Annotated in this window: 25 protein-coding genes; 14 read left to right on the top strand and 11 right to left on the bottom strand. The window is 61.9% G+C overall.

What is annotated here, in order from left to right; translation table 11 throughout:
* The 5 genes from AC1D2Q_RS20195 to AC1D2Q_RS20215 all read right to left on the bottom strand — a co-directional run.
* Positions 1-157: DUF4372 domain-containing protein (locus AC1D2Q_RS20195; RefSeq protein WP_477814399.1), on the bottom strand; the 157-nt coding region annotated here is incomplete at its 3' end.
* A 201-nt stretch (positions 158-358) separates the two neighbouring features.
* Positions 359-1,150, bottom strand: coding sequence for an ABC transporter permease (locus AC1D2Q_RS20200; protein ID WP_477814316.1), 792 nt, complete (start codon positions 1,148-1,150; stop codon positions 359-361).
* Positions 1,147-1,890 (bottom strand): ABC transporter ATP-binding protein, encoded by a 744-nt coding sequence (locus tag AC1D2Q_RS20205; RefSeq protein ID WP_477814317.1) that lies wholly within the window; start codon positions 1,888-1,890, stop codon positions 1,147-1,149. Before AC1D2Q_RS20205 ends, AC1D2Q_RS20200 begins: the two co-directional genes overlap by 4 nt.
* On the bottom strand, positions 1,887-2,846 hold the full coding sequence (locus AC1D2Q_RS20210; protein ID WP_018929709.1) for a YVTN family beta-propeller repeat protein: 960 nt from the start codon (positions 2,844-2,846) through the stop codon (positions 1,887-1,889). The genes AC1D2Q_RS20205 and AC1D2Q_RS20210 overlap by 4 nt, the downstream gene beginning before the upstream one ends.
* Before the next feature lie 33 nt (positions 2,847-2,879).
* Positions 2,880-4,064, bottom strand: coding sequence for an ABC transporter substrate-binding protein (locus tag AC1D2Q_RS20215; protein WP_477814318.1), 1,185 nt, complete (start codon positions 4,062-4,064; stop codon positions 2,880-2,882).
* A 250-nt stretch (positions 4,065-4,314) separates the two neighbouring features.
* On the opposite strand from AC1D2Q_RS20215, the gene pedF reads away from it, so the two are divergent.
* The 12 genes from pedF (at position 4,315) to AC1D2Q_RS20275 (ending at position 17,071) form a co-directional block, all read left to right on the top strand.
* On the top strand, positions 4,315-4,776 hold the full coding sequence (pedF, locus tag AC1D2Q_RS20220; protein WP_007937645.1) for a cytochrome c-550 PedF: 462 nt from the start codon (positions 4,315-4,317) through the stop codon (positions 4,774-4,776).
* Positions 4,777-4,779: 3 nt separating this feature from the next.
* Positions 4,780-5,658, top strand: a complete 879-nt coding sequence (locus AC1D2Q_RS20225; protein ID WP_477814319.1) for a substrate-binding periplasmic protein — start codon at positions 4,780-4,782, stop codon at positions 5,656-5,658.
* Positions 5,655-6,404, top strand: a complete 750-nt coding sequence (locus AC1D2Q_RS20230; protein ID WP_477814320.1) for a quinoprotein dehydrogenase-associated SoxYZ-like carrier — start codon at positions 5,655-5,657, stop codon at positions 6,402-6,404. Before AC1D2Q_RS20225 ends, AC1D2Q_RS20230 begins: the two co-directional genes overlap by 4 nt.
* Before the next feature lie 15 nt (positions 6,405-6,419).
* Positions 6,420-7,358 carry a quinoprotein relay system zinc metallohydrolase 1 gene (locus AC1D2Q_RS20235; protein ID WP_477814321.1) on the top strand — a complete coding sequence of 313 codons (939 nt, stop codon included), beginning with the start codon at positions 6,420-6,422 and terminating at the stop codon, positions 7,356-7,358.
* 151 nt (positions 7,359-7,509) lie between these two features.
* Positions 7,510-9,285, top strand: a complete 1,776-nt coding sequence (locus AC1D2Q_RS20240) for a PQQ-dependent methanol/ethanol family dehydrogenase (RefSeq protein ID WP_007937649.1) — start codon at positions 7,510-7,512, stop codon at positions 9,283-9,285.
* 81 nt (positions 9,286-9,366) lie between these two features.
* The gene (gene exaC / locus AC1D2Q_RS20245; protein ID WP_019648895.1) at positions 9,367-10,887 is read left to right on the top strand and encodes an acetaldehyde dehydrogenase ExaC; all 1,521 of its coding nucleotides are present in this window, start codon (positions 9,367-9,369) and stop codon (positions 10,885-10,887) included.
* Between the two features lie 221 nt (positions 10,888-11,108).
* A complete protein-coding gene (gene pqqA / locus AC1D2Q_RS20250; RefSeq protein ID WP_081499480.1) occupies positions 11,109-11,180 on the top strand; it encodes a pyrroloquinoline quinone precursor peptide PqqA in 72 nt (23 codons plus the stop codon).
* A 53-nt stretch (positions 11,181-11,233) separates the two neighbouring features.
* Positions 11,234-12,148: a pyrroloquinoline quinone biosynthesis protein PqqB gene (gene pqqB, locus AC1D2Q_RS20255; protein WP_477814322.1), complete on the top strand. Its 915-nt coding sequence runs from the start codon at positions 11,234-11,236 to the stop codon at positions 12,146-12,148.
* Between the two features lie 48 nt (positions 12,149-12,196).
* A complete protein-coding gene (pqqC, locus tag AC1D2Q_RS20260; RefSeq protein WP_477814323.1) occupies positions 12,197-12,949 on the top strand; it encodes a pyrroloquinoline-quinone synthase PqqC in 753 nt (250 codons plus the stop codon).
* Positions 12,946-14,079, top strand: coding sequence for a pyrroloquinoline quinone biosynthesis protein PqqE (gene pqqE / locus AC1D2Q_RS20265; protein ID WP_477814324.1), 1,134 nt, complete (start codon positions 12,946-12,948; stop codon positions 14,077-14,079). Before pqqC ends, pqqE begins: the two co-directional genes overlap by 4 nt.
* A gap of 117 nt (positions 14,080-14,196) precedes the next feature.
* Positions 14,197-15,360 carry an alcohol dehydrogenase-like regulatory protein ErcA gene (gene ercA, locus AC1D2Q_RS20270; protein WP_477814325.1) on the top strand — a complete coding sequence of 388 codons (1,164 nt, stop codon included), beginning with the start codon at positions 14,197-14,199 and terminating at the stop codon, positions 15,358-15,360.
* Complete coding sequence (locus AC1D2Q_RS20275) at positions 15,344-17,071, top strand: hybrid sensor histidine kinase/response regulator (protein WP_477814326.1); 1,728 nt, start codon at positions 15,344-15,346, stop codon at positions 17,069-17,071. Before ercA ends, AC1D2Q_RS20275 begins: the two co-directional genes overlap by 17 nt.
* Positions 17,072-17,086: 15 nt before the next feature.
* On the opposite strand, the gene AC1D2Q_RS20280 is transcribed toward AC1D2Q_RS20275, so the two are convergent.
* From AC1D2Q_RS20280 to AC1D2Q_RS20305, 6 genes are all read right to left on the bottom strand, one after another.
* A complete protein-coding gene (locus tag AC1D2Q_RS20280; protein WP_018929696.1) occupies positions 17,087-18,367 on the bottom strand; it encodes a TRAP transporter large permease in 1,281 nt (426 codons plus the stop codon).
* Positions 18,368-18,895, bottom strand: a complete 528-nt coding sequence (locus AC1D2Q_RS20285) for a TRAP transporter small permease (protein WP_477814327.1) — start codon at positions 18,893-18,895, stop codon at positions 18,368-18,370.
* A gap of 77 nt (positions 18,896-18,972) precedes the next feature.
* A complete protein-coding gene (locus tag AC1D2Q_RS20290; protein ID WP_477814328.1) occupies positions 18,973-19,956 on the bottom strand; it encodes a TRAP transporter substrate-binding protein in 984 nt (327 codons plus the stop codon).
* A 60-nt stretch (positions 19,957-20,016) separates the two neighbouring features.
* Positions 20,017-20,910 carry an SMP-30/gluconolactonase/LRE family protein gene (locus AC1D2Q_RS20295; protein WP_477814329.1) on the bottom strand — a complete coding sequence of 298 codons (894 nt, stop codon included), beginning with the start codon at positions 20,908-20,910 and terminating at the stop codon, positions 20,017-20,019.
* 36 nt (positions 20,911-20,946) lie between these two features.
* Positions 20,947-21,771, bottom strand: coding sequence for an NAD-dependent epimerase/dehydratase family protein (locus AC1D2Q_RS20300; RefSeq protein ID WP_305412431.1), 825 nt, complete (start codon positions 21,769-21,771; stop codon positions 20,947-20,949).
* A gap of 264 nt (positions 21,772-22,035) precedes the next feature.
* On the bottom strand, positions 22,036-22,986 hold the full coding sequence (locus tag AC1D2Q_RS20305) for a polysaccharide deacetylase family protein (protein ID WP_477814330.1): 951 nt from the start codon (positions 22,984-22,986) through the stop codon (positions 22,036-22,038).
* Between the two features lie 188 nt (positions 22,987-23,174).
* Here AC1D2Q_RS20305 and AC1D2Q_RS20310 point away from each other — a divergent pair, with 188 nt between their 5' ends.
* Entirely contained in the window at positions 23,175-24,839 is a 1,665-nt protein-coding gene (locus tag AC1D2Q_RS20310) for an MFS transporter (RefSeq protein WP_477814331.1), read from the top strand.
* On the top strand, positions 24,836-25,975 hold the full coding sequence (locus AC1D2Q_RS20315; protein ID WP_018929689.1) for an HlyD family secretion protein: 1,140 nt from the start codon (positions 24,836-24,838) through the stop codon (positions 25,973-25,975). Before AC1D2Q_RS20310 ends, AC1D2Q_RS20315 begins: the two co-directional genes overlap by 4 nt.
* Positions 25,976-25,978: the final 3 nt, after the last annotated feature.

A 25,978-nucleotide genomic window follows, 5' to 3' on the forward strand; every position in this document is an offset into this window, starting at 1 on the left:
ACCATCTGACCATCTGACCGTAAATCAGCGTGATAAGTAGATCCCACGAAGTGAACTGCTTGGCATAACGATCAGCGCCACAGCGTTTGACGGATGCTTTGAAGAGCTGATGGGGAAGGGCCTGGAGCATTTGTGCAAATCGAGTGCTGCTGAACATGGGCGAAAATCGAGTCTGAAAACCTGATTATTGCTTACGAAGCAGGCACAGCAAGGGGGAGCAAGCTCCCCCTTTAGTTTTTACCGGACACTAGTGACGCTCTGCGTGGGAATGCCTCACCGGACGCTCTGCGTCCGCTCTTGGGACGCGGAGCGTCCCTGGCTGCGTTCCCACGCAGAGCGTGGGAACGATCCGGAGTAGTCAGCCGGCTTTGCGCAAGGCGGCGTGTTGCGGGTTGAAGGTGAGCACGGCGAGCAGGGCGAACACCAGCGTCAGCCCCGCGCACACCGCCAGCGCCAAGGGGTTGAAGCGTTCGTACAGCGCGAACCGCACCAGTTCCACCGCATGGGTGAACGGGTTCAAGGCGCACAGCCAATACAACCACTCGCTGGAGTCGCGCATTTTCCACAGCGGATACAGCGCCGACGACAGGAAAAACAGCGGGAAGATCACGAAATTCATCACCCCGGCAAAGTTCTCCAGTTGGCGGATGGCATTGGACAGCAACAGGCCCAGCGCGCTGAGCATCAAGGCCACCAGCAGCAATGCCGGCAACGCCAGCAACAGGCCCATGGCCGGCGGTTGCACGCCGTACAGCCAGGCAATCGCGAGGAAGGCGTATACCTGCAACAGCGAAATCAGTGACGTCGCCAGCAATTTGCTGCACAACAGAAAGGTCCGGGGCAGGGGGCTGGTCAGCAGCACGCGCATGCTGCCCATCTCCCGGTCATAGACCATCGACAACGAACCTTGCATGCCATTGAACAACAGGATCATGCAGGCAAAGCCGGGGATGATGTAAACCTCATAGGGAATGTAGGTGTCGTAGGGCTCGATGATGGCGATGCCCAGTGCCGCGCGAAAACCGGCAGCGAACACCAGCAGCCACAGCAACGGCCGCACCAGCGCACTGAGAAATCGTGTGCGCTGCAACACAAAGCGCAACCATTCGCGCAGCACGATGCCGCTGAAACATTGCCAGTAAGCGTTCATCTGATGACTGCTCCTGAAGGGGCCGAGGTGGTCAGGCGAGCGAAGGCCGAATCGAGATCGCCGCCATGTTCCAGGCTCAGCGCATCAGCTTGTCCGCTGGCGACCAAACGGCCTTGATGCAGGATCAGCAAGTCGTCGCTGGGCTGCACTTCGTCGAGTAAATGGGTGGTCCAGAGCACGCTGATGTTCTGCTCGCGACACAGGCTGCGAATGTGCTGGTTGAGCGCCAGGCGACTGGCCGGGTCAAGGCCGACACTCGCCTCGTCAAGCAACAACAGGCGTGGTTCGTGCAGCAACGCGCGGGCGATTTCCACCCGCCGGCGGTGGCCGCCATTGAGTTCGCGGACCCGTTCGCGACGGCGTTCGGTGAGGGCCTGGCGTGCCAGTTCGGCGTCGACCCGCAGCCCGGTCTGGCGTCGGGACAGACCATGCAGCGCGGCGTGATAACGCAGGTTCTGCTCGACACTGAGGTCCAGATCCAGCGTACTTTGCTGAAACACCACCCCCAATTGCTTGAGCGCCGGGCGTGCCGCGTCGCGCAACGAGCCGCCGCCGACCCGGATATCACCGCGTTGCAGATCATAGAGGCGGGTGAGCAGGGCGATCAGGGTTGATTTGCCCGCGCCATTAGGCCCAAGCAGCGCCGCAAAACGCCCTGGTGCCAGGCTGAAACTCACTTGGCGCAAGGCCTCGCGCGGGCCGTAGGCGAAACTCAGGTCGCTGACCTCGAGGGCGTTCATGGCGTCACCACCACGCCCCACGGATAGCGCCCGACCTTCACCGATTTGCTGACCTTGAGGGTGTCGACATCGATCACCGACACATCGCCACTGACGCCATTGGTGGCCAGCAATTGCCGTTGATCCGGGGTGAACGCCATCTGCCAGACCCGTCGGCCCACCAGCAGGTAATCAACAATCTCGAAGGTCTTGGCGTCGATCACCGCCACATGGTTGGCCGGGCCGAGGGCGACGAAGCCGTACTTGCCGTCGGCGCTGAGTTTGATGCCCACCGGCTGGACTTTGTCCGGGTGCACGCCTTTGATCTGGAAGCTCAGGGTCTTGAGGATCTTGCGGCTGGCGACGTCGAGAATCGTCACCGTGCCGCCGATTTCCGCCGAGGCCCAGAGCTGCGAGCCATCGGGATTGAATTCGACGAAACGCGGCCGCTGATCCACCAGCGTATTGTCGGCCAGGGTCTGGGTGCCGGTGTCGATCCAGTGCAGCATGTTGGTGGTTTCACTGGTGTTCACCGCCCATTTGCCATCGGGGCTGACGGCCATGCCTTCGGGCTCGACGCCGACGTTGATCTGCCCGAGCACCTTGGAGGTTTCGGTGTCGATCACTGTCACCAGCGCATCGTCTTCGTTGGAGACATACAACCAGCGATTGTTGGGGTGCAGGGCGAATTGTTCGGGGTCTTTGCCCGAGGGCAGTTCCTTGATGATCTTGCGCGTTGCGACGTCCATCACCTGGACCCGGTCCGAATCGCTGGCGCAGATGTACAGCAGCTTGTTGTCGTGGGACAGCAACAGGCCGCGCGGGCGCTGGCCGACGGGCAGGGTGTCGGTGACTTGCAGGGTCTGCATGTCGATCAGGCTCAGGCTGTTGTCCTTTTCGTTGGAGACCCAGGCAGTGCTGGCCGCCGCATGCCCGGCGGCGAGCAGTAGAGCGCATGAAAGCAGGGTGCGGCGCATGGCAGATTCCTTGTTGTTGTGGTGGTAGGGCTTTCAGGGAAAGCGGCAACTGACCTCGGCTTTGTCGTAACCCAGGCTGTCCATTTCGTTGAAGGGGTGCAGGAAGCCGTCTTGCGGCGAAGTGCTGACCAGTGCCCGGGGTTGCACGATGGGGATCGGTTGGCGCAACTGACCGTTCCATGGCCGATAACTGAGCTTGCGACCCTTGAAGCCGTCCAGCGGCAATTGCTCGCTGATTTCAAGCGTACGGATCGCCATCGCATCGACCTGACGCAGTTTGCCCACCGCGCTGGCGATGCTGCGTACGGCCATCCACGCGGCGAAATCCCGATCGTTCATCCAGCGCCCGGCCAGGGCTTCGAAGCGTTTTTGCAACTGCGCGGCACCGTAGGTTTCCACGGTCTTGTGCCAGCCCACCGGGGTCAGGCCCTGGGTGCCGGCGACCGGCCGTGGGTACCAGGTCTGGTAGGGCACGTACTCGCCAAAGTCGCCGCGTTCATCGGCGACCAGCACCACGTCGTATTCGGCGGTCTGGGTGAACAGCGGCATGTCGGCCTGGGCGCTGCGGCGCTGGTCGTTATCGAAGCTCCAGGTTTTTTCCGCCACCAGTTGCAGGCCGAAGCGTTTCGCCGCCCGCCGCAGGGCGGCGGCATAGGCTTGATCGTCGGCGGTGGGGCCGACGATCAGCAGCGCCCGTTGCCATTTGCGCAGCACCAGAAATTGCGCCAGCGCATCGGCCAGCATCGCGCGGCTTGGCAGGCTGTGCAGCACGTTCGGCAGGCAGTCGGTAGTGCGCAGACTGTCATCGGGGCTGCCGGCATTGAACAGCAGGCTGTCGGGTAGCACGGCGCTGAGTCGGCGCAGGGTTTGCACCGGTGCATTCACCACAAACAGACGCAGGCCTTGTTCGTGTTGGGCTTTGGCCACTTCGATCAGCGCCTCCGGATTGTCGACGTTGGCGCTGACCAGGCTGTAGCTGTGATTGAGGAAACGCCCGGTGCTGTTGCTGTCGATGATCGCCAGTTCCGCGCCCCGCAGGCCTGCATCGGTCGGTTCAGGAATAACGTTCGACAGCAATGGCCCGGGATCGGGGCGATACCCCAGATAGCCGATCCGCACCTGCAACGGTGCATCCGCCGCCTGACTCTGGGTCGCCAGCCCGGCGGCGCAGGCAATGGCCAGCAGGTAGATCAAGGCATAAGGGGCGAGCTGGCGCATAAGGCACTCCGTCACAGGTAGCGTCAGCATAGGAACCCTGGACGGGTGGGGAAATATGCAGAAAGTACCGATGGGCCAGTACCAAGGTAGTAACGGCGTGGGAAACACCTGGGCGGTTCATCACAAGCCCTACTACCAAGGAAGTAGGCCGCGGCCACCAAAGCAGCATAGGGCCGGCGCGACGGGGTTCCTAAGATGGCTGCCATAGCCTCTGCAAAGAGGTTTTGCGTGCAATCTTGAGGGCATAACAATGACAACAAAACGCAACGCCTTGCTCGTTGCCGGACTGCTGGCCGGTTTCATCAGCGCAGGTTCCGTCTGGGCCCACGGCAACGTGGTACCCCAGGCCGTCGAAACCAAGGGACTGACCCCGATCAAGGATGCCGGCGTGCAGGTCAATGCCGATGGCTGGGCGGCGGTGAACCCGTATCGTTCTTCTCCGGAGCACGATAAAGCGTTGGAGATCGGTTCTTCGGCCTACAACCAGAATTGCGCGGCCTGTCATGGCCTGGAAGCCAAGTCCGGCGGCATTGCCCCTGACTTGCGCATGCTCGATGTCGGCGAGGCCGGTGATGAGTGGTTCGTCGAACGGGTGCGTAATGGTGCCGTGCGTGATGGCCGGGTGTACATGCCGAAGATGGCCGACTACTTGAGCCAGGAAGCCTTGTGGGCGGTACGCACCTACCTGGACAGCGTGCACGTCGAGGAGTGACCCATGCGCCTGCTCGCGGTGTTGATCAGCGCTGTGTGGTTGTGCTGCCAGGCAGCGCAGGCACAGGTCCGGACCTATGACGAAATGATCGCCGCCGCCGAGCTGAAAGTCGCGGTCTACAAGGACTTCGCGCCCTACAGTTTCGAGGACGCCGGCCAGCCTCGCGGAGTCGATGTCGAACTCGCCCAGGCCTTGGCCAAGGCCATGGGGGTAAGCCTGAAACTGATCTGGGCGCCCGCCGGGGAAAAGCTCGACGACGACCTGCGCGATTACATCTGGCGGGCCAGTCAGTTGCACAATCAGCAACTGGYCGACCTGATGATGCGCGTGCCCTACGACCGCGATTACTCACAGAAGCGCAATGAGCTGGGCGAACTGGAGAACGGCCATGTGGTGATGTTCGGGCCGTACCAGACCGAACAATGGCAAGTGGCTTATGACCGTCGTCGGCTGGACTCGGTGGCCAGCGTCGCGGTGTTCCAGCAGCACCCGATCGGCGTCGAAGTCGACAGCGTGCCCTCGTTTTACCTGACTTCGGTGTTCAACGGCATGCTTGCCGCCAACACCCATCATTACCCCGGCGTGCCCCAGGCGTTTGCCGCGATGAAGGCCGGTGAAGTCGACGCGGTGATGGCGATGCGCGGCGAGATCGACTGGCAGGTGCATCAGGCCGCCGACCCGCAAGTGGCGCTGGCGGAAAACGCCTACCCGAACATGGGCAAGCAACGCTGGGAGATCGGCATGGCGGTGCATGAAAGCAACCGGCAACTGGCCTATGCCGTGGAAGAGGCGCTGGAAGCGTTGATTCGCGAGGGCACGGTCAAAAGCATTTATGCCCATTACGGCCTGCGCTATGACGTGCCCGAGATGTATCAACAATGAACTGGCGCGCGCGTTGGCTGTTGGCCTGCTGGTTGCCCTTGGCCGCGCAGGCGGTTGAGGTCGATCCGGTGCCTTCGGTGATGTGGGCGTTCTATCACAAGCAGATGCTTGGCGACGCACCGTTCGTGTTCGACGAGCGAGTCAAGCTGCTGGCACCGCCGTTCGCCGAAGACGCCCGGCAAGTGCCGTTGGAAATCGACGCTCGGGCGTTCAAGGGCGAAGTGGTGCGAATCCTTGCCTGGGCCGAACTCAACCCGCTGCCGAAAATCGTCGACTTCGAGCCTTTGACCGGTGTGCTGCCCTGGCTGTCGATCCGCATCCGCGTTGAACAGGCCACGCCATTGCGCGCGGCGGTGTTGACCCGCGACGGGCTGTGGCATGTCGGCTCGACCCTGATCGACGCGGCGGGTGGTGGCTGCACGGCGCCAAGTGTGGTGCGCACCCAGCCGGGCTGGGAAGAACACATCGGCGAAGTGCTCGGCGGTCGTTACCCCCGTGGCGAATTCAGCCGCGTGCGTTTGCAAGTGGCGCATCCGATGGACAACGGCATGGTCAGCGGCATCCCGGAATTTTTCCTCAACCAGGCCGAGCTGCGGAACTCGGACGACCGGGTGCTGGCGCGTCTGGAGCTGTTCCCGGCGGTCAGCGAAAACCCCAACCTGGCTTTCGACATCGAAGGCGCAGGGCAGACGCGCCTGATACTGCGCGACAACAGCGGCAATCAATTCGATGCGGCCATACCCTGACCCAAGGAGCGTGTGATGCGCTGGATGCTGTTGTTGTTCATCTGTGTGAGCCTGCCGACCCTGGCCGATCCCGATTACGCACTCAAGCCCCGACAGATTGCCGAAGACACCTGGCTGCTTGAGGGCAGCACCGATAACTTCGCCAAGAACAACGGCGGCAACATCGTCAACACCGCGTTCATCGTCACCGGGCAAGGGGTGGTGGTGATCGACACCGGGCCATCGAAGCGCTACGGCGAAGCCCTGCGCAAAGCGATTGCCGCAACCACCGATAAACCGGTGATCCAGGTGTTGCTGACCCATCACCATCCCGACCATGTGCTGGGCAATCAGGCTTTCACAGATGTGCCGATCGGTGCACTGGCCGGCACCACCGAGCTGTTGCATCAACAGGGTGATGCGATGGCCGAGAACATGTATCGACTGGTGGGTGACTGGATGCGCGGCACCGAAGTGGTGTTGCYGACGCAGACGCTGACGCCAGGCGTGCAAAGTTTTGGGAGCCACGATTTGCGGCTGCTGAGTCTGGGTGGGCACACCGGCGCGGATCTGGCTATTCTCGACCAGAAAACCGGCGTGCTGTTTGCCGGGGATCTGGTGTTTTATCAACGGGCCCTGACCACGCCGAACAGCCCGGGGTTGTCGGTGTGGCTGGCGGATATCGCCACGCTTCAGGGTCTGCCGTGGACGCTGATTGTGCCCGGGCATGGGCCCGTGGCCACGGACAGCAAACCCTTCGAGCAAATGCGCGATTACCTCTCCTGGCTCGATCAACTCATGCGCGACGGTGCGGCGAACGGCAGCGACATGGCCGAGATGATCCGCAGTCCCATTCCTGAACGTTTCGCCGGGATCAACCTGAGTCGCTATGAACTGATCCGTAGTGTCAGCCATTTGTACCCGCGTTACGAACGGGGGCAGATGAGGCGGGTGGATTCCGCTGCGGGCAAGTGATGATCGATCGTTCCCATCTCCTCCGACCCGCTACCAAGGAACTAGAAATCTCCGCATTGCGGGCAATTGTTGCAAGGGCGGCGGCGCTCAAGAATCTGCACCAGACCGGGAAAATTTCCCGGGTATAACAAAAACCGCAGAGGTAGCCGTCATGACCCAACCCGCACGTCGCCAACCCTTCGTCTTGAGCGTGCTGCTCAGTGCCATGCTGTTGTCTGGCCAGGCAATGGCCGCAGTCTCCGATCAAGACATCCTCCAGGATCCGAAGAATCCGGAACAGGTCGTCACCAATGGCCTGGGCGTCCAGGGTCAGCGCTACAGCCCGCTGGACACCCTCAATGTCGACAACGTGAAAGACTTGCGCCCGGTCTGGGCCTTTTCATTCGGCGGTGAAAAACAGCGCGGTCAGCAAGCGCAGCCGATGATCAAGGACGGCGTGATGTACATGACCGGTTCCTACTCACGGGTGTTCGCCGTGGATGCGCGCACCGGCCGCAAGCTCTGGCAATACGACGCGCGCCTGCCGGATGACATCCGTCCGTGCTGTGACGTGATCAACCGTGGCGTGGCGCTGTATGGCGACCTGGTGATCTTCGGCACCCTCGACGCCAAGCTCGTGGCCCTGAATAAAGACACCGGCAAAGTGGTATGGAGCAAGAAAGTCGCCGACCACAAGGAAGGCTACTCCATCAGCGCCGCGCCTCTGGTGATCAACGGCAAACTGATCACTGGCGTGGCGGGTGGCGAGTTCGGGGTGGTGGGCAAGATCGAAGCCTACGACCCGAAAAACGGTGATCTGCTGTGGACCCGGCCAACGGTCGAAGGCCACATGGGTTACGTCTACAAAGACGGCAAGGCCGTAGAGAACGGCATCTCCGGCGGCGAAGCGGGCAAGACCTGGCCGGGCGATTTGTGGAAAACCGGCGGCGCGGCGCCGTGGCTGGGAGGCTACTACGACCCGGAAACCAATCTGCTGCTGTTCGGCACCGGCAACCCGGCACCGTGGAACTCGCACCTGCGCCCTGGCGACAACCTTTACTCATCCTCGCGCCTGGCGCTGAACCCGGATGACGGCACGATCAAATGGCACTTCCAGAGCACCCCTCACGACGGCTGGGACTATGACGGCGTGAACGAACTGGTGTCGTTCAACTACAACGAAGGCGGCAAGGAAATCAAAGCCGCGGCCACCGCCGACCGTAACGGTTTCTTCTACGTGCTGGATCGCACCAACGGCAAATTCATCCGCGGCTTCCCGTTCGTGGACAAGATCACCTGGGCCAGTGGCCTGGATAAAAACGGCCGGCCGATCTACAACGAGGCCAGCCGTCCGGGTGCGCCGGGTTCCGAGGCCAAAGGCAGTTCGGTGTTTGTAGCGCCGGCGTTCCTGGGGGCGAAAAACTGGATGCCGATGGCCTACAACCGCGACACCGGCCTGTTCTATGTGCCGTCCAACGAGTGGGGCATGGACATCTGGAACGAAGGCATCGCCTATAAAAAAGGCGCGGCGTTCCTCGGCGCCGGTTTCACCATCAAGCCATTGAATGAAGACTACATCGGCGTGCTGCGCGCCATCGACCCGAAAACCGGCAAGGAAGTCTGGCGCCACAAGAACTTCGCGCCGCTGTGGGGCGGGGTACTGACCACCAAGGGCAACCTGGTATTCACCGGCACGCCTGAAGGCTTCCTGCAGGCGTTCAATGCCAAGACCGGCGAGAAAGTCTGGGAATTCCAGACCGGCTCCGGCGTGCTCGGCTCGCCCATCACCTGGGAAATGGACGGCGAACAATACGTATCGGTGCTCTCCGGCTGGGGCGGCGCGGTACCGCTGTGGGGCGGCGAAGTGGCCAAGCGCGTCAAGGACTTCAACCAGGGCGGCATGCTGTGGACCTTCAAGCTGCCGAAGGACCTGGTCGCCAAGCACTAATCGCTGCACTGATCGTTCCCACGCAGAGCGTAGGAGCGATCACCTACTACCCAATAGCATCGACCCAGACAGAGGCCCATCATGATCTACGCACAACCTGGAACACCCGGCGCCATCGTTTCCTTCAAACCACGCTACGGCAACTTCATCGGCGGCGAGTTCGTCGCCCCGGTCAATGGCGAGTACTTCACCAATACCTCACCGGTCACCGGTGAAGTGATTGCCGAGTTCCCGCGCTCCAGCGCCGCCGACATCGAAAAGGCCCTCGACGCCGCCCATGCCGCCGCTGATGCCTGGGGCAAAACCTCGGCGCAGGACCGCTCGCTGGTGCTGCTGAAAATCGCTGACCGCATCGAACAGAACCTGGAAATCCTCGCCGTCACCGAAACCTGGGACAACGGCAAGGCCGTGCGCGAAACCCTCAACGCTGACGTGCCGCTGGCCGCCGACCACTTCCGTTACTTCGCCGGTTGCATCCGCGCTCAAGAGGGCGGTGCCGCTGAAATCAACGAACTGACTACCGCCTATCATTTCCACGAACCACTGGGCGTGGTCGGGCAGATCATCCCGTGGAACTTCCCGCTGCTGATGGCCGCGTGGAAACTCGCCCCGGCCCTGGCTGCGGGCAACTGCATCGTGCTCAAACCCGCCGAGCAAACGCCGCTGTCGATCATGGTGTTCGCCGAGCTGATCGCCGATTTGCTGCCAGCCGGCGTGCTGAATATCGTCCAGGGCTTCGGTCGCGAAGCCGGTGAAGCGCTGGCCACCAGCAAGCGCATCGCCAAGATCGCCTTCACCGGTTCCACCCCGGTGGGCGCGCACATCATGCATTGCGCAGCCGAGAACATCATTCCAAGCACCGTCGAGCTGGGCGGCAAGTCGCCGAACATCTTCTTCGAAGACATCATGAACGCCGAGCCACAGTTCATCGAAAAAGCCGCCGAAGGCCTGGTGCTGGCGTTCTTCAACCAGGGCGAAGTCTGCACTTGTCCGTCGCGGGCACTGGTGCAGGAATCGATCTACGAGCCGTTCATGGCCGAGGTGATGAAGAAGATCGTCAAGATCAAGCGTGGCAATCCGCTGGACACCGAGACCATGGTCGGCGCCCAGGCGTCCGAGCAGCAATACGACAAGATCCTCTCGTACCTGAAAATCGCCCAGGAGGAGGGCGCCGAGCTGCTCACTGGCGGCGCGGCCGAGCGGCTGGAAGGCGACTTGTCCAGCGGCTATTACATCCAGCCGACGCTGCTCAAGGGCCACAACAAAATGCGCGTGTTCCAGGAAGAAATCTTCGGCCCGGTGGTGGGTGTCACCACCTTCAAGGACGAAGCCGAAGCCCTGGCGATCGCCAACGACAGCGAATTCGGCCTCGGCGCCGGCCTGTGGACCCGCGACATCAACCGCGCCTACCGCATGGGCCGGGCGATCAAGGCCGGGCGCGTCTGGACCAACTGCTACCACCTGTACCCGGCCCACGCCGCGTTCGGTGGCTACAAGAAGTCCGGTGTCGGCCGTGAGAACCACAAGATGATGCTCGACCATTATCAACAGACCAAAAACCTGCTGGTGAGCTACGACATCAATCCGCTGGGGTTCTTCTAACCCGCAAAACCCCCACAACTCTCTTGTGGGAGCAGGCTTGTGTGGCGAGGGGGCTCGCCACATTAGCCCGTCCCACATTGGTTTTGTATGGTTCCAGGATCTGCGCGACACCCCCTACCAACGCACGCCGCCACCTCCTTCGAAAGTAGCATTCGGGCACTCGGCGCCCCGTGCATTAATGGCTCTACCGGAATCGTCCGGCACAAGAAGAGGAATGACCCATGTGGCATAAACCCGCGTTTACCGATCTGCGCATTGGCTTCGAAGTGACGATGTATTTCGCCAACCGTTGATTGATCGCCCGGTCAGCCGTCGCGTTGGCCGGGCCTGCTTTCTGGAGCCTGCCATGCACATCCGCGTTCTCGGTTCCGCCGCCGGCGGCGGTTTTCCGCAATGGAACTGCAACTGCCGTCAATGCGCGGCGATGCGCCGCGGCACCCTGCACGCGCAACGCCGCACGCAGTCGTCCATTGCCCTGAGCGACGACGGTGTGGAATGGATACTCTGCAATGCTTCACCAGACATCCGCGCCCAACTCGAAAGCTTCCCGACGCTGCAACCGGCCCGACGCTTGCGTGACACGGCGATTGCCGGCGTGGTCCTGCTGGACAGTCAGATCGACCATTGCACCGGCCTGTTGAGCCTGCGCGAAGGCTGCCCGCATTCGGTCTGGTGCACCGAGCGGGTGCATGAAGACCTGAGCAGCGGCTTCCCGTTGTTCACCATGCTCAAGCACTGGAACGGTGGTTTGCAGTGGCAACCCATCGAACTGGACCGTGAGCCGTTCAGCATCGCAGCCTGCCAACACCTGCAATTTCGCGCCATTCCGTTGGTCAGCAACGCGCCGCCGTATTCCCCCAACCGTGGCAACCCGCAGCCGGGAGACACCATAGGCCTGTTCATCGAAGACCTGCGCAACGGTGCATCGGTGTTCTATGCGCCAGGTCTGGGGCAGGTCGACGACGAGGTATTGAGCTGGATGCAGCGCGCCGATTGCCTGCTGCTGGACGGCACGCTGTGGCGCGACGATGAAATGCGCGTATGTGAAGTCGGCCAGAGCCTGGGCCGCGAAATGGGCCACCTGCCGCAAAGCGGCCCCGGCGGGATGCTCGAAGTGCTGGAGGGTTTCAATCGCCAGCGCAAGGTGCTGATCCACATCAACAACACCAACCCGATCCTCGACGAAGACTCGGCCGAGCGGGCGTTGCTGGAGCGGCGGGGGATTGAAGTGGCTTATGACGGCATGAGTATTGAGCTGTAGCGGACTGCCTCATCGCAGAACCCAACGGTTATTCCCCGGAGAACCGCAATGACTGACACCCCCATGACCCCCACCGAATTCGAAGCGGCCCTGCGCGCCAAAGGCGCCTATTACCACATCCATCATCCATTCCACCAAGCGATGTACGCCGGGCGCGCCACCCGCGAGCAGATCCAGGGCTGGGTCGCCAATCGCTTCTACTATCAGGTGAACATTCCACTGAAGGACGCGGCCATTCTCGCCAACTGCCCGGACCGCGACGTGCGGCGGGAATGGCTGCAACGGATTCTCGACCATGACGGTGTCCCCGGCAGCGAAGGCGGTATCGAAGCCTGGTTGCGTCTGGGCGAAGCGGTGGGGCTGGATCGCGAACAAATTCTCTCGCAAGAGTTGGTGCTGCCGGGGGTGCGATTTGCCGTGGACGCCTACGTCAATTTCGCCCGCCGTGCTTGCTGGCAGGAAGCGGCCAGCAGTTCGCTGACCGAGCTGTTCGCGCCGCAGATCCATCAGTCCCGGCTCGACGCCTGGCCCGCCCATTACCCATGGATCGACCCGGCCGGTTACGACTATTTCCGTACGCGCCTGAGCCAGGCCCGGCGCGATGTCGAGCATGGTTTGCGCATCACCCTGGCGCATTACGTCACGGTCGAGGGCCAGCAGCGCATGCTGGAGATTCTGCAGTTCAAGCTCGACGTGCTGTGGAGCATGCTCGACGCGATGAGCATGGCCTATGAGCTGGATCGCCCTCCGTATCACACCGTCACCGCCGAGCGGGTCTGGCATCGGGGGATCGCCTTGTGAACGCGATTGAACAGCAACCCGGCCCACCGTTGTGGCTGTTGGCGGAGCTGACCTATCGCTGCCCGCTGCAATGCCCGTATTGCTCCAACCCATTGGATTTCGCCCAACAGGGCGAGGAGCTGAGCACAGAAGAGTGGATTCGGGTGTTTCGCGAGGCCCGGGAGATGGGCGCTGCGCAACTGGGGTTTTCCGGTGGCGAGCCCTTGGTGCGCCAGGACTTGGCCGAGTTGATCAAGGCGGCGCGGGACATGGGTTACTACACCAACCTGATCACCTCGGGTATCGGCTTGACCGAGCAGAAGGTCCGCGACTTCAAGGTCGCCGGGCTGGACCACATCCAGATCAGCTTTCAGGCCGCCGACGAAGCGGTCAACAACATGCTCGCCGGCTCGCGCAAGGCTTTCGCCCAGAAACTGGCCATGGCCCGGGCGGTGAAAGCCCAAGGCTACCCGATGGTGCTGAACTTCGTCACCCATCGGCACAACATCGACCAGATCGCGCAGATCATCGAACTGTGCCTGGAGCTTGAGGCGGATTTCGTCGAGTTGGCGACCTGCCAGTTTTACGGTTGGGCCGAACTCAACCGAGTCGGCCTGTTGCCGACCCGCGAACAATTGCAGCGCGCCGAGCGCATCACCAACGAGTATCGCCAGCGGCTTGAAGCCGAGGGCCACCCATGCAAACTGATTTTCGTCACCCCGGACTACTACGAAGAGCGTCCCAAGACTTGCATGAACGGCTGGGCCAACCTGTTTCTCGACATCACCCCGGACGGCACGGCGTTACCTTGTCACAGCGCACGCCAGCTGCCGGTGCAGTTCCCCAATGTGCGCGAGCACAGCGTCGAACACATCTGGACCGACTCCTTCGGCTTCAATCGTTTTCGCGGTGATGACTGGATGAAAGAGCCATGCCGTTCCTGCGATGAAAAGCACAAGGACCTGGGCGGCTGCCGCTGCCAGGCGTTCATGCTCACGGGGGATGCGAGCAACGCCGACCCGGTGTGCAGCAAGTCGCCGCACCACAGCGTTATTCTCAAGGCCCGGGACGAAGCCGACGCGCCGGGGCAGGGCATGGAACACCTGACCTTGCGCAACGAGAAGGCTTCGCGGCTGATCTATCGCGGATAAATTGCAAACGCGAAGCCCCCACTCCAGGCAGTTGCTACCCATTGGTCTGATTGCATTCGCAGCCGGATGCTTTAGTGTTGGCTTTACCTTTCAAAACAATAAAAAACAGGCTTTCCAATGAGCCAGAATCTCAGTCAACTGCGTAAATTCGTTTCGCCTGAAATCATCTTCGGTGCCGGCTGTCGGCATAACGTCGGCAATTACGCCAAGACCTTCGGCGCCCGCAAGGTGCTGGTGGTCAGCGACCCCGGTGTGATCGCCGCCGGTTGGGTCGCCGATGTCGAAGCCAGTCTGCAGGCCCAGGGCATCGATTACTTCGTGTACAGCGACGTTTCGCCCAACCCGCGGATCGAAGAAGTGATGCTCGGTGCCGAGTTGTACCGGGAAAACCATTGCGATGTGATCGTCGCGATCGGCGGCGGCAGCCCGATGGACTGCGGCAAAGGCATCGGCATTGTCGTCGCCCACGGGCGCAACATCCTCGAGTTCGAGGGCGTGGACACCCTGCGCATGCCCAGTCCGCCGCTGATCCTGATCCCGACCACCGCCGGCACGTCGGCCGATGTGTCGCAATTCGTGATCATCTCCAATCAGCAAGAACGCATGAAATTCTCCATCGTCAGCAAGGCTGCGGTGCCGGACGTGTCGCTGATCGATCCGGAAACCACCCTGAGCATGGACCCGTTCCTGTCGGCCTGTACCGGCATCGACGCGTTGGTCCACGCCATCGAGGCCTTCGTTTCCACCGGCCACGGGCCGCTCACCGATCCCCATGCGCTGGAGGCGATGCGGTTGATCAACGGCAATCTGGTGCAGATGATCGCCAACCCGAACGACATCGCCCTGCGGGAAAAAATCATGCTCGGCAGCATGCAGGCCGGGCTGGCGTTCTCCAACGCGATCCTCGGCGCGGTGCATGCCATGTCCCACAGCCTCGGTGGGTTCCTCGATCTGCCTCACGGCTTGTGCAACGCGGTGCTGGTCGAACACGTGGTGGCGTTCAATTACAGCTCGGCGCCGGATCGCTTCAAGGTGATTGCCGAGACGTTTGGCATCGATTGTCGCGGCCTGAACCACCGGCAGATCTGCGGGCGTCTGGTCGACCACCTGATCGCCCTCAAGCACGCCATCGGCTTCCACGAAACCCTGGGCCTGCACGGGGTGAGTACGTCGGACATTCCGTTCCTGTCACAACATGCCATGGGTGACCCCTGCATCCTTACCAACCCGCGCGAGTCCAGTCAGCGCGACGTCGAGGTCGTCTATGGCGAAGCCCTCTGACGAACAGCAACGGGCGCTGACCGGGTTACTCGGCCTGGGCAATCACTCGGCGCGCAAGAGTCATTACCCGGAACTGGCCGCGCGCCTGGATGAACTGGAGGCCGAGCGCAATCGCTACAAATGGCTGTTCGAAAACGCGGTGCACGGAATCTTCCAGGCCAGCCTGCAGGAAGGCATGCGCGCCGCCAACCCGGCGCTGGCGCGGATGCTTGGCTATCAGGACCCGCAGGAGGTGCTGTTTTCCCTGACGGACCTGGCGGGCACGCTGTTCGTCGGCGGCGCGCAAGAGCTGGAAAGCATCGGCGAAATCCTCCAGCGTGAGCGCAGCCTGCTGGGCTATGAAACCCGGCTGCGGCGCAAGGACGGCAGCGTCCTCGACGTATTGATGAACCTGTTGCTCAAGCCGGACCAACAAGGCCTGGTGGAGGGTTTTGTCGCCGACATCACCGAACGAAAACAGGCCCAGGAGCGCTTGCAACAGCTCAATGATCAACTGGAGCAACGGGTCACCGCGCGCACCAATGAGTTGCTGGACGCCAACCGCAATCTGCAACAACAGATCACCGAGCGTAAACAGATCGCCGAAGCCTTGCGTGACGCCCGTGATGCCGCCGAGGCGGCCAATCGCAGCAAGGACAAATACCTCGCCGCCGCCAGTCACGACTTGCTGCAACCGCTCAACGCCGCGCGTTTGCTGATCTCGACGTTGCGCGAGCGCAAGCTGCCCGACGTCGAGCAGGTGCTGGTGGAACGTACGCATCAGGCGCTGGAAGGGGCCGAGGACTTGCTCACCGATCTGCTGGATATTTCCCGCCTCGATCAGGCCGCGGTGAAGCCGGATATTGCCTTGTACCGCCTCGACGAACTGTTCGCGCCACTGGTCTCGGAGTTTCAGTCGGTGGCCGCGGCGGCCGGGTTGAACCTGCGGGTGCACATGGGTGATTACGCGATTCATACCGACTTGCGGCTGATGACGCGGATTCTGCGCAACTTCCTCAGCAATGCCTGCCGCTACACCGACGAAGGCTGCATTCTGCTGGGGGCAAGACGCCGGGGCGACGCGCTGCGAATTGAAGTCTGGGACACTGGACGCGGGATCCCGGCGGATCGTCTCGACTCGATCTTCCTCGAATTCAACCAACTGGACGTTGGCCGTGCCGCCGACCGCAAGGGCGTGGGCCTGGGACTGGCGATTGTCGAACGCATCGCCAAGATCCTCGATTACCGGATTCAGGTGCATTCACTGCCGGGGCGCGGTTCGATGTTCAGCATCGAGGTGCCGATTTCCCATGAGATTCCACTGCCGATCAGCCAGGCCGCACCGCAGCCGAGCACCGGCAACCCACTGCCGGGGCGGCGCCTGCTGGTGCTGGACAACGAAGTCAGCATCCTTGAAAGCATGAGCGCGCTGCTCGGGCAGTGGGGCTGCGAGGTGGTCACCGCCACCGACGAGGCCACCGCGCTGGTGGCTTTGCAGGGGCAGGCGCCGGAACTGATACTGGCGGATTACCACCTGGATCACGGGGTGGTGGGTTGTGAAGTGGTCCGGCATCTGCGCGAGCATTTCAGCCGGGCGATACCGGCGGTGATCATCACCGCCGACCGCACCGACCAGTGTCGGCGTTCGTTGCAGCGACTCGACGCGCCGCTGCTGAATAAACCGGTGAAGCCCGGCAAGTTGCGTGCGGTGTTGAGTCAGCTGTTGGCGTAGCGATTTTTCAAAGGGTCACAACACCAAATGCGGTAACCACAGCGAAATGGCGGGGATGTAGGTCACGGCCATCAGCACCAGGAACAGCACGCCGTAGAACGGCAGCAGCGCTTTCACGGTGCTTTCGATGCTGACCTTGCCCACCGCCGAGCCGACAAACAGCACCGCGCCCACCGGCGGTGTGATCAAGCCGATCCCCAGGTTCACCAGCATGATCATGCCGAATTGCACCGGGTCTACGCCGATGCCGAGAATCACCGGCATCAGAATCGGCGTGAGGATCAAAATCAGCGGCGCCATGTCCATCACCGTGCCGAGCAACAGCAGCATCACGTTGATGCACATCAGGATCACGTAACGGTTGTCCGACAGGGTCAGGAACATCGTGGTGATCTTCGCCGGGATCTGCATCAGCGTCATGATGTAGCCGAAGCTGGCAGCGAAGCCGATCAGGATCATTACGATCGAGATGGTGCGCACCGTGCGGTGCATCAACTTGGGCAGTTCGCGCCATTTGTAGTCGCGGTAGATGAACATGGTGACGAAAAACGACCAGAGCACCGCGATCGCCGCTGATTCGGTGGCGGTGAAAATGCCCGAGAGAATGCCGCCGAGGATGATCACCATCGCCATCAAGCCCCACATCGCTTCACCGCAGATTTTCAGCGCCTGGCGCATGGGGATGACTTCGCCCTTGGGGTAGTTGCGCTTTCTGGCGAAGAGCAGACACAGCACCATCAGGCACGCGCTCATCAACAGCCCCGGCACCACGCCGGCCATGAACAGCGAAGCGATCGAAACGGTACCGCCGGCAGCCAGCGAGTACAGCACCGAGTTATGGCTGGGCGGCGTCAGCAGGGCTTGCACCGAACCGCTGACCGTCACTGCGGTGGAGAAATCCCGCGGGTAGCCGCGACGCTCCATTTCCGGAATCAGCACCGAACCGACTGACGCCGTGTCCGCCACCGAAGAGCCGGAAATCGCCCCGAAGAAGGTCGAGGCCATGATGTTCACCAGCGACAACCCGCCCCGCACGAACCCCACCAGCACGCCGGCAAAAGCCACCAATCGCCGGGACATGCCGCCCTCGGCCATGATCGCCCCGGCGAGCACGAAGAACGGAATCGCCAGCAACGAGAATTTGTTCACCCCACCCGCTACCTGAATCATCAGCGCCTGGAACGGAATGTCGATCCACCACGCACCGATCAGGGCCGAAAGCCCCAGGGCGTAGGCGACCGGCATGCCGATCAGGATCAACGCGATAAAACTGCCCAACAGGATCAATGCGTCCATTCATGCCGCCCCTTCGCTTTCTTCAACCAGATCGAAACGCACGACCCGACGGTTGCTCTGGTCACCGAGCAAGAGTTTTTCCAGCACGAAAATCAGCGTCAGTACACCGCCCACTGGGATCGGCATGTAGGTGATGCCCACGCGCAGGGTGGGCAGAGAGCTCATGAACTGGTTCCAGGTGGACAGGCAGAGCTTGGTGCCCCAGATGGCCATGAACAGGCAAATGGTCGCCATCAGCAGCTGCGAAACGATGCTCATGGTCTTGCGCAGTTCGGGGGCCATGCGGTCGGTGAGCATGGCCACGGCCATGTGCGCACCGGCGCGATAACTGGCGGCGGCGCCAATGAAGGTGAACAGCATCATCAGCAGAATCGCGGTGGGCTCCGGCCAACTCGAACCGGTGCCCAGGACGTAACGGGCGAAGACGCCCCAGGGAATGATCAGGGCAATGGCCAGGACCGACAGGCCGGCGACCCAGATGCAGGTCATGTAAATCCTGTCGTTGATGCGCAGCAGCAGATTCTTCATCGGGTTTCACCGTAACCGGGCGTCGCTGACGATCCGTTCGTCAACGGTGCCGGGCCTTTCATGAAGGTTAGGGAGGGTTACTGAACGGCTTCGATGCGCTTGATCAGGTCGGCGTAAGGCGCGCCGTATTTTTCCCGGACCGAGGCTGTGGCTTCATAGAAAGGTTTCTTGTCGACCGTGATGAACTCGACGCCGGCAGCCTTGAGTTTCTCTTCGCTACTGGCGGATTTGGCGTCCCACAGCGTGCGTTCCTGGGCCTGTGCGGCTTTGGCTGCTTTCTTCACAAGGGCTTGCTGATCGGGGGTGAGTTTTTCCCAGGTGATTTTCGACATCACGATTGGCTCGGGCAGGATCAGGTGCCCGGTCAGGCTGTAGAACTTGGCGTTCTGGTAGTGGTTGTGTTCAAGCAGGGTCGGCGGGTTGTTTTCCGCGCCGTCGATCACCCCGGTCTGCAAGGCGCTGAAGATCTCGCCGGTGTCCATCGCGATGCCGTTGCCACCCATGGCGTTGATGGTGTCGATGAACATCGGGTTGCCTTGCACGCGGATCTTCATGCCCTTGAGGTCGGCGAGGCTGCGCACCGGTTTCTTGGTGTAGATATTGCGCGTGCCGCCGTCCATCCAAGCCAGGGCGACCAGGTTGAATTCGGAGTGAGTGATCTTGTCGAGGATCTCGTCACCGACCTCACCGTCGATGACTTTGCGCATGTGCGCCTGGTCGCGGAACACGAACGGCATGTTGAACACGTTCACGTCCGGCACCACTGGCCCGACGATGCCAAGGCTGACCCGGGCCATCTGGATGGCGCCGACCTGAGCCTGTTCGATCACCTCTTTTTCCGAGCCGAGCACACCGCCGGCGAACATCTTGAACGTCAGCTTGCCGTCGCTGTCGGCCACCAGGGTTTTACCCAGCTGTTCCTCGGCGATCACGGTCGGGTAACCGGCGGGGTGGATGTCGGCGAATTTGATTTCCAGCGCCTGGGCGGCACTGCTGAGGGTGAAGGTGAGTGCTGCGGTGATGGGAAGTGCGGCGGCGAGCAAGGTGCGTTTGAAGTCCATGGGGTGGTTCTCCAGTCTTGTTATTTTTTTATTCAAGGCACAGCGGTGCGGCGGGAGCGGTTAAAGCGAGTCGTTGAACTGGGGTTCGGGTAAACCTTGAACGCCGGGGTTGAGGGCGAATACGCCGCCGGCCAGGGACTGTTCGTCATGGTCGTCAGCGGGGCGGATCGAGGTCACGAACAGCGTGTCGAGCCGGCTGCCACCGAAGGCGCACATGGTCGGTTTCTTCACCGGCACGGGGAGGGAACGGTCCAGTCGACCAGCGGGGGTGAAGCGGTGAATCAGCCCGGCGTCGTTGGCGCAGATCCAGTAGCAACCGTCGGCATCCACGGCGGCGCCATCGGGGCGGCCAAGGAAGTGATGCATGTCGACGAACAGTCGACGGTTGGACGGCGTACCGCTGTGGATGTCGTAATCGAAGGCCCAGATCTGCTGCACGTTCGGGTGCGAGTCCGAGAGGTACATCGTCTTGCCGTCCGGGCTGAAGCCCAGGCCATTGGGCACGATGAAATCGCCGAGTCGGGCGGCGAGTGGTCCGGGTTGCCCGGCGCTGTAGCGATAGAGCCGGCCGTCAGCGGCGTTGGCGCCCATGTTCAGCACCATGCTGCCGGCCCAGAACCGCCCCTGACGATCACAGCGGCCATCGTTCAGGCGCATGTCGGGGCGGGTGTGATCGACGTGGGCCAGCAGTTCGCTGTCGAGGCTGCCATCGTTGTGCGGATGCAGGTGAAACAATCCGCTTTCCATGCCGGCGATCCAGCCACCGGCGCTGTGACGGGCGATGCAGGCGAGCATTTGCGGGGCTTTCCAGACGTGAACGTGCCCGCTGTCGGCACTCCAGCGCTGCAACCTTCCGGCCGGAATATCGACCCAGTACAGGGCGTTTTCCTCGGGGACCCACACCGGACTTTCACCGACCGCATTGCGGGCATCGACAATCAATTCGGCTTGCATGGCAACTCATTCCCTTGGGTTGTGATGGGGGAGGGCTCAGTCGCCGAACGGCCCGGCCGCGACAAAGGCACCGCCCTGATAGACCCTGGCCGGATCATCCTCGGTGGGCATCGGCTGGGCTTCGACTGTTTCGCGGAACACTTCGGACGTGTCTTGCGGCGCATAACCCAGGTGCGCGGCGAAACGGTTGTCCCACCAGACGTGCTGGTTGTCGGACATGCCATACACCACGGTGTGGCCGACATCCGGGGTGTACAGCGCGCGTTCGAGCAGCTGGGTCAGGTCGCCGAAGCTCAGCCAGGTGCTCATCATTCGACGGTTTTGCGGTTCCGGGAACGAGGAGCCGATGCGGATGCTGACAGTCTCGATGCCATGGCGATCGAAGTAGAAACTGGCCATGTCTTCGCCGTAGGACTTGGACAAGCCGTAGTAGCCGTCCGGGCGGCGAGGGGAGTGGGCGTCGAGGGTTTCGTCCTGCTTGTAGAAGCCAATGACGTGGTTGGAACTGGCGAAGATCACCCGCTTCACGCCGTGACGGCGGGCCGCTTCGTAGATATGGAACACCCCGCAGATATTGGCACCGAGGATCTCTTCGAACGGACGCTCCACCGACACGCCGCCGAAGTGCAGGATCGCGTCCACGCCTTCGACCAGCTGATGCACCGCTTGCTTGTCGGCGAGGTCGCAAGGCACGACTTCTTCGCGGTCATCGATGGCCGGCGTCATGGCGGCGATGTCCGACAGGCGGATCACGTTGGCGTATGGCCGCAGGCGTTCGCGCAGGACTTTACCGAGGCCACCGGCGGCGCCGGTCAGGAGCAGGCGATTGAAAGGCGCACGGACTGGGGGTGTGGTCGTCATGAAAGTCCCTGTACATGAAGTTGTTATTGGTTTGTTGTAGGTTGTCGTATGACTTGGCGAAGTATTGGTAGGCTTTCCGGTGCTTGTCAACGACAGGTTCGTGGAAATTGACGGAGGGTCATTCCACATTGCAGGCGACCGAGTTCTGAAATAGATCGCCGTGATGGTGACCTATCAATGAGCCGGATAAGCGCCCGGCCAAGGGTGGGTTATACGATGACTTGCCGAAGGATGCAGCCCCGGCAAGGGCTGCGTTCACCTGAGTCAGTGGTTATACGCTGCCTCGGTGTTATCGATCAGCGGGTTCTTTTCAGTCAGCACGATATGGGCGATCTGATCCTTGCGCATGAAGCTGACCTTCGGATGGGACTTGGCGTAACGGATAAAGCGCTCCACCGCCTCGACCATCGCCGGGGTGCCGCCGATGCGGTCATGCAGACTCACCGACATCATCCGCCGCCGGTTGGCGCCTTCGGCGTACAGGCGATCGAATTCCAGCACCAATTGCCGGTAGAACTGTTGCGTCGAGAAGTGCCGGCCTTCGATCAGCACAATGTCGTTGTTGCGCAGGGTGTATGGCACCACGGCGAATTTCTTGCCACGGACCAGTGTCACAAACGGCTCGTCGCGGCTGACGTCATCGATGTGATAGGTGAAGTTCAGGTCTTGCAGCACTTTCAGGGTATTGGGGCTGCGCCGCAGCCAATTGGCGTTGTAGCCCACCGAGCGCTGGCCGGTGAGTTTCTGCACCGCCTCGACGCCGTCGCCGATGAAGGCCTTCTCTTGCTCGTAGCTCATGTTGTAAGAGTCGGCCCAGCGCATGCCATGGGCGGCGACTTCATGGCCACGGTCGGCGATCGCCCGCACCAGTTCGGGGTGTTTCAATGCCGCTTCGCCCACCACATGGGACGTGACCTTGATGCCGTTGCGGTCCCACAGGTCGAGCATCCGCCACAGGCCTTCCTTGTAGCCGTAGTCGAACCAGGTCTGTGCCGGCAAGTCCGGATAACCCTTGGGCAGCGGAGTGCCGGAGAACGGACTTTCGGCACCGTCGGGCTGGCCCCCGGTTTCGAATTGCATGGAGAACGAAATCACCAGTTGCGAGCCATCCGGCCACGGGCGTTCCTGGGCGAACGCGAGGGACGGCAGCAGGAGGGCGGCGGCCAGCAGATTTTTCAGCCAGCGGGGGGAGCGTTGCCAACGGGCAGTGGTCATAGGGGGCACCTTTTGAGTTGAACAGTGCCGTGAGGGTGTCAGTTGGGGCGCTCCGGAAAAATCCGCTACGGGCGAGAAGACTTTTAAACAGAATTTACGAATCCCGCCGAACACACAGTCCAGCGTGGGTGTGTTTCCCCCGTGATTTTCCGGCAAACTGACAACACTCCTTGAACCCAGGCCATCGAATGGATCACTACACCCCGCGCGACTGGCAGCCCCACGAACGGCCCAGCCTGCCCGGATCGCCCTCGACGCCGTTGCACTCCAACCCCAGGCGGCTGGCCTACGCGCTGGTGGGGGTGTTGGTGGCATTGACCGGTGGTCTCGGCAACTCGCTGGTGGTCGCCAACCTGCCGTATCTGCAAGGCGCGCTGGGCGCGACCACGGCCGAGATGGCCTGGCTGCCGGCGGCTTACGTCATGACCAACGTGTCGATGAACCTATTGCTGGTGAAGTTTCGTCAGCAGTTCGGCCTGCGGGCGTTCACCGAAGTGTTCCTGATGCTTTATGCGCTGGTGACCTTCGGCCATCTGTTCGTCAACGACCTGAGTTCGGCAATCGCCGTGCGGGCGGCCCACGGCATGGTCGGCGCGGCGTTGAGTTCGTTGGGCCTGTATTACATGATCCAGGCCTTCCCGGCGAAATGGCGGATGAAGGCGCTGGTATTGGGCCTCGGCACCTCGCAACTGGCGTTGCCCCTCGCGCGGTTGTTCTCCGAAGACCTGCTGCAGATCGCCGAATGGCGCGGGCTGTACCTGTTCGAGCTGGGTATGGCGCTGTTGTCCCTGGGCTGCGTGTTTCTGTTGAAACTGCCGCCGGGTGACCGCTTTAAAACCTTCGAAAAACTCGACTTCCTGACCTTCGCCATCCTCGCCAGCGGCGTGGCCTTGCTCTGCGCGGTGTTGTCTTTGGGGCGGATCGACTGGTGGCTCGAAGCGCAGTGGATCGGGGTGGCCTCGGCGGCTTCGATCGTGTTGATCCTCACGGGCCTGGCCATTGAGCATAACCGCAGCAACCCGATGCTGATGACCCGCTGGCTCGGCAGCGGGGCGATGATTCGCCTGGCCCTGGCGGTGATCCTGATTCGCATGGTGACGTCGGAACAGTCCACCGGTGCGGTGGGGTTCATGCAGACGCTGAACATGAGCAGTCAACAGCTGCACAGCCTGTATGTGGTGATGTTGATCGGCAGTATCGCCGGCCTGGTCACCAGCGCCCTGACCATTGACCCCAAGCACCTGATCATGCCGCTGAACATCTCCCTGGCGCTGATGGCGGTCGGTTCGGTGATGGACAGTTATTCGAGCAACCTGACCCGCCCGGAAAACCTGTATTTCAGTCAGTTTCTGCTGGCCTTCGGCGGGACGTTCTTCCTCGGGCCGACCATGGTCTTCGGCATGCGTAACGTGCTGTCCAGCCCGCGCAACCTGGTGAGTTTCTCGGTGCTGTTCGGTATCTGCCAGAACCTCGGCGGCTTGATCGGCGCGGCACTGCTGGGGACGTTCCAGATCGCGCGCGAGAAGTTTCATTCCAGTCACATCGTCGAGCAGCTGACGTTGCTCGACCCGCGTGTGGCGGCGCGGGTCCAGAGCGGCGGCAACGCGGTCGGCTCGATAATTGCCGACCCGAGCCTGCGCAACCTGCAGGGCATCCGTAGCCTGGCCGCTGCCGCCACTCGCGAGGCTAATGTCCTGGCCTATAACGATGTGTTCATGCTGATTGCCGTGATCGCGGTGCTGACCATGATCTGGATTTCCATTCGTGCCCTGTGGCTGATGAGCACTACCCAAGCCGTTGCCCCGGCGCCTGCCACTCCAACCAAACAATCCAGCGGTGCCACTTCTTCATGACCGAACCGACCACCACGACCACCAACACTATTGCCGCCACCCCCGAAGGCGTGACGCCGCCATCCTCGCCGGGCTCTGAACCGCGCTCGCTGGGGGTGCGGATCATCTCGTCCCTGGGCTTTGCGGCGATTGCTCTCGTCGGTGTACTGATCGTGTTGTACGCCTGGCAACTGCCACCGTTCAGCAGCGCGGTCGAGACCACGGAAAACGCCTTGGTGCGCGGGCAGGTGACGATCATCGGCCCGCAACTCAGCGGTTACGTGTACGAAGTGCCGGTGCAGGATTTCCAGTTTGTGAAGGCCGGGGATTTGCTGGTGCGCCTCGACGACCGCATCTACAAGCAGCGTCTCGATCAATCCCTGGCACAACTGGCGGTGCAGAAAGCCGCGCTGGCCAACGTGGTGCAGCAACGCAACAGTGCCGAAGCAACCATCAAGCTGCGTCAGGCCGCCGTCGCCGACGCCCAGGCGCAGTTGCGCAAAAGTGAAGCGGATTTGCGCCGCAACAAAGAGCTGGTCGGTGATGGCTCGGTGTCGAAACGCGAGCTGGACGTGACCCTGGCCGCCAACGCCCAGACCGTTGCCGCCGTGGCGCAAGCCCAGGCCAATCTGGACATCGCCCGCCAGGATCTGCAAACGGTGATCGTCAATCGCGGCTCGCTGGAAGCGGCGGTAGCCAGTGCTGAAGCGGCGGTGCAACTGGCGCGCATCGACCTGTCGAACACCCGCGTGGTGGCGCCGCGCGACGGTCAACTCGGGCAGATCGGCGTGCGCCTTGGCGCCTACGTCAACTCCGGGGCGCAGTTGATGGCGTTGGTGCCGAACCAGTTGTGGGTGATCGCCAACATGAAGGAAACCCAGATGGACAACGTGCGGGTCGGTCAGCCGGTGAGCTTTACCGTCGATGCGTTGAACCACCAGAAATTCCACGGGCGGGTGCAGCGGATTTCACCGGCCACAGGCTCCGAGTTCAGCTTGTTGCAGGCTGACAATGCCACTGGCAACTTCGTCAAGATTGCCCAGCGAGTGCCGGTGCGGATCAGCGTCGATGCCGATCAGGAACAGAGCGAACGGCTGCGGCCGGGGATGTCGGTGGTGGTGAGTATTGATACCGCAGCACCGATCACCCCTGACTGACAC

The sequence above is a fragment of the Pseudomonas sp. P1_A1 genome (assembly GCF_056406935.1).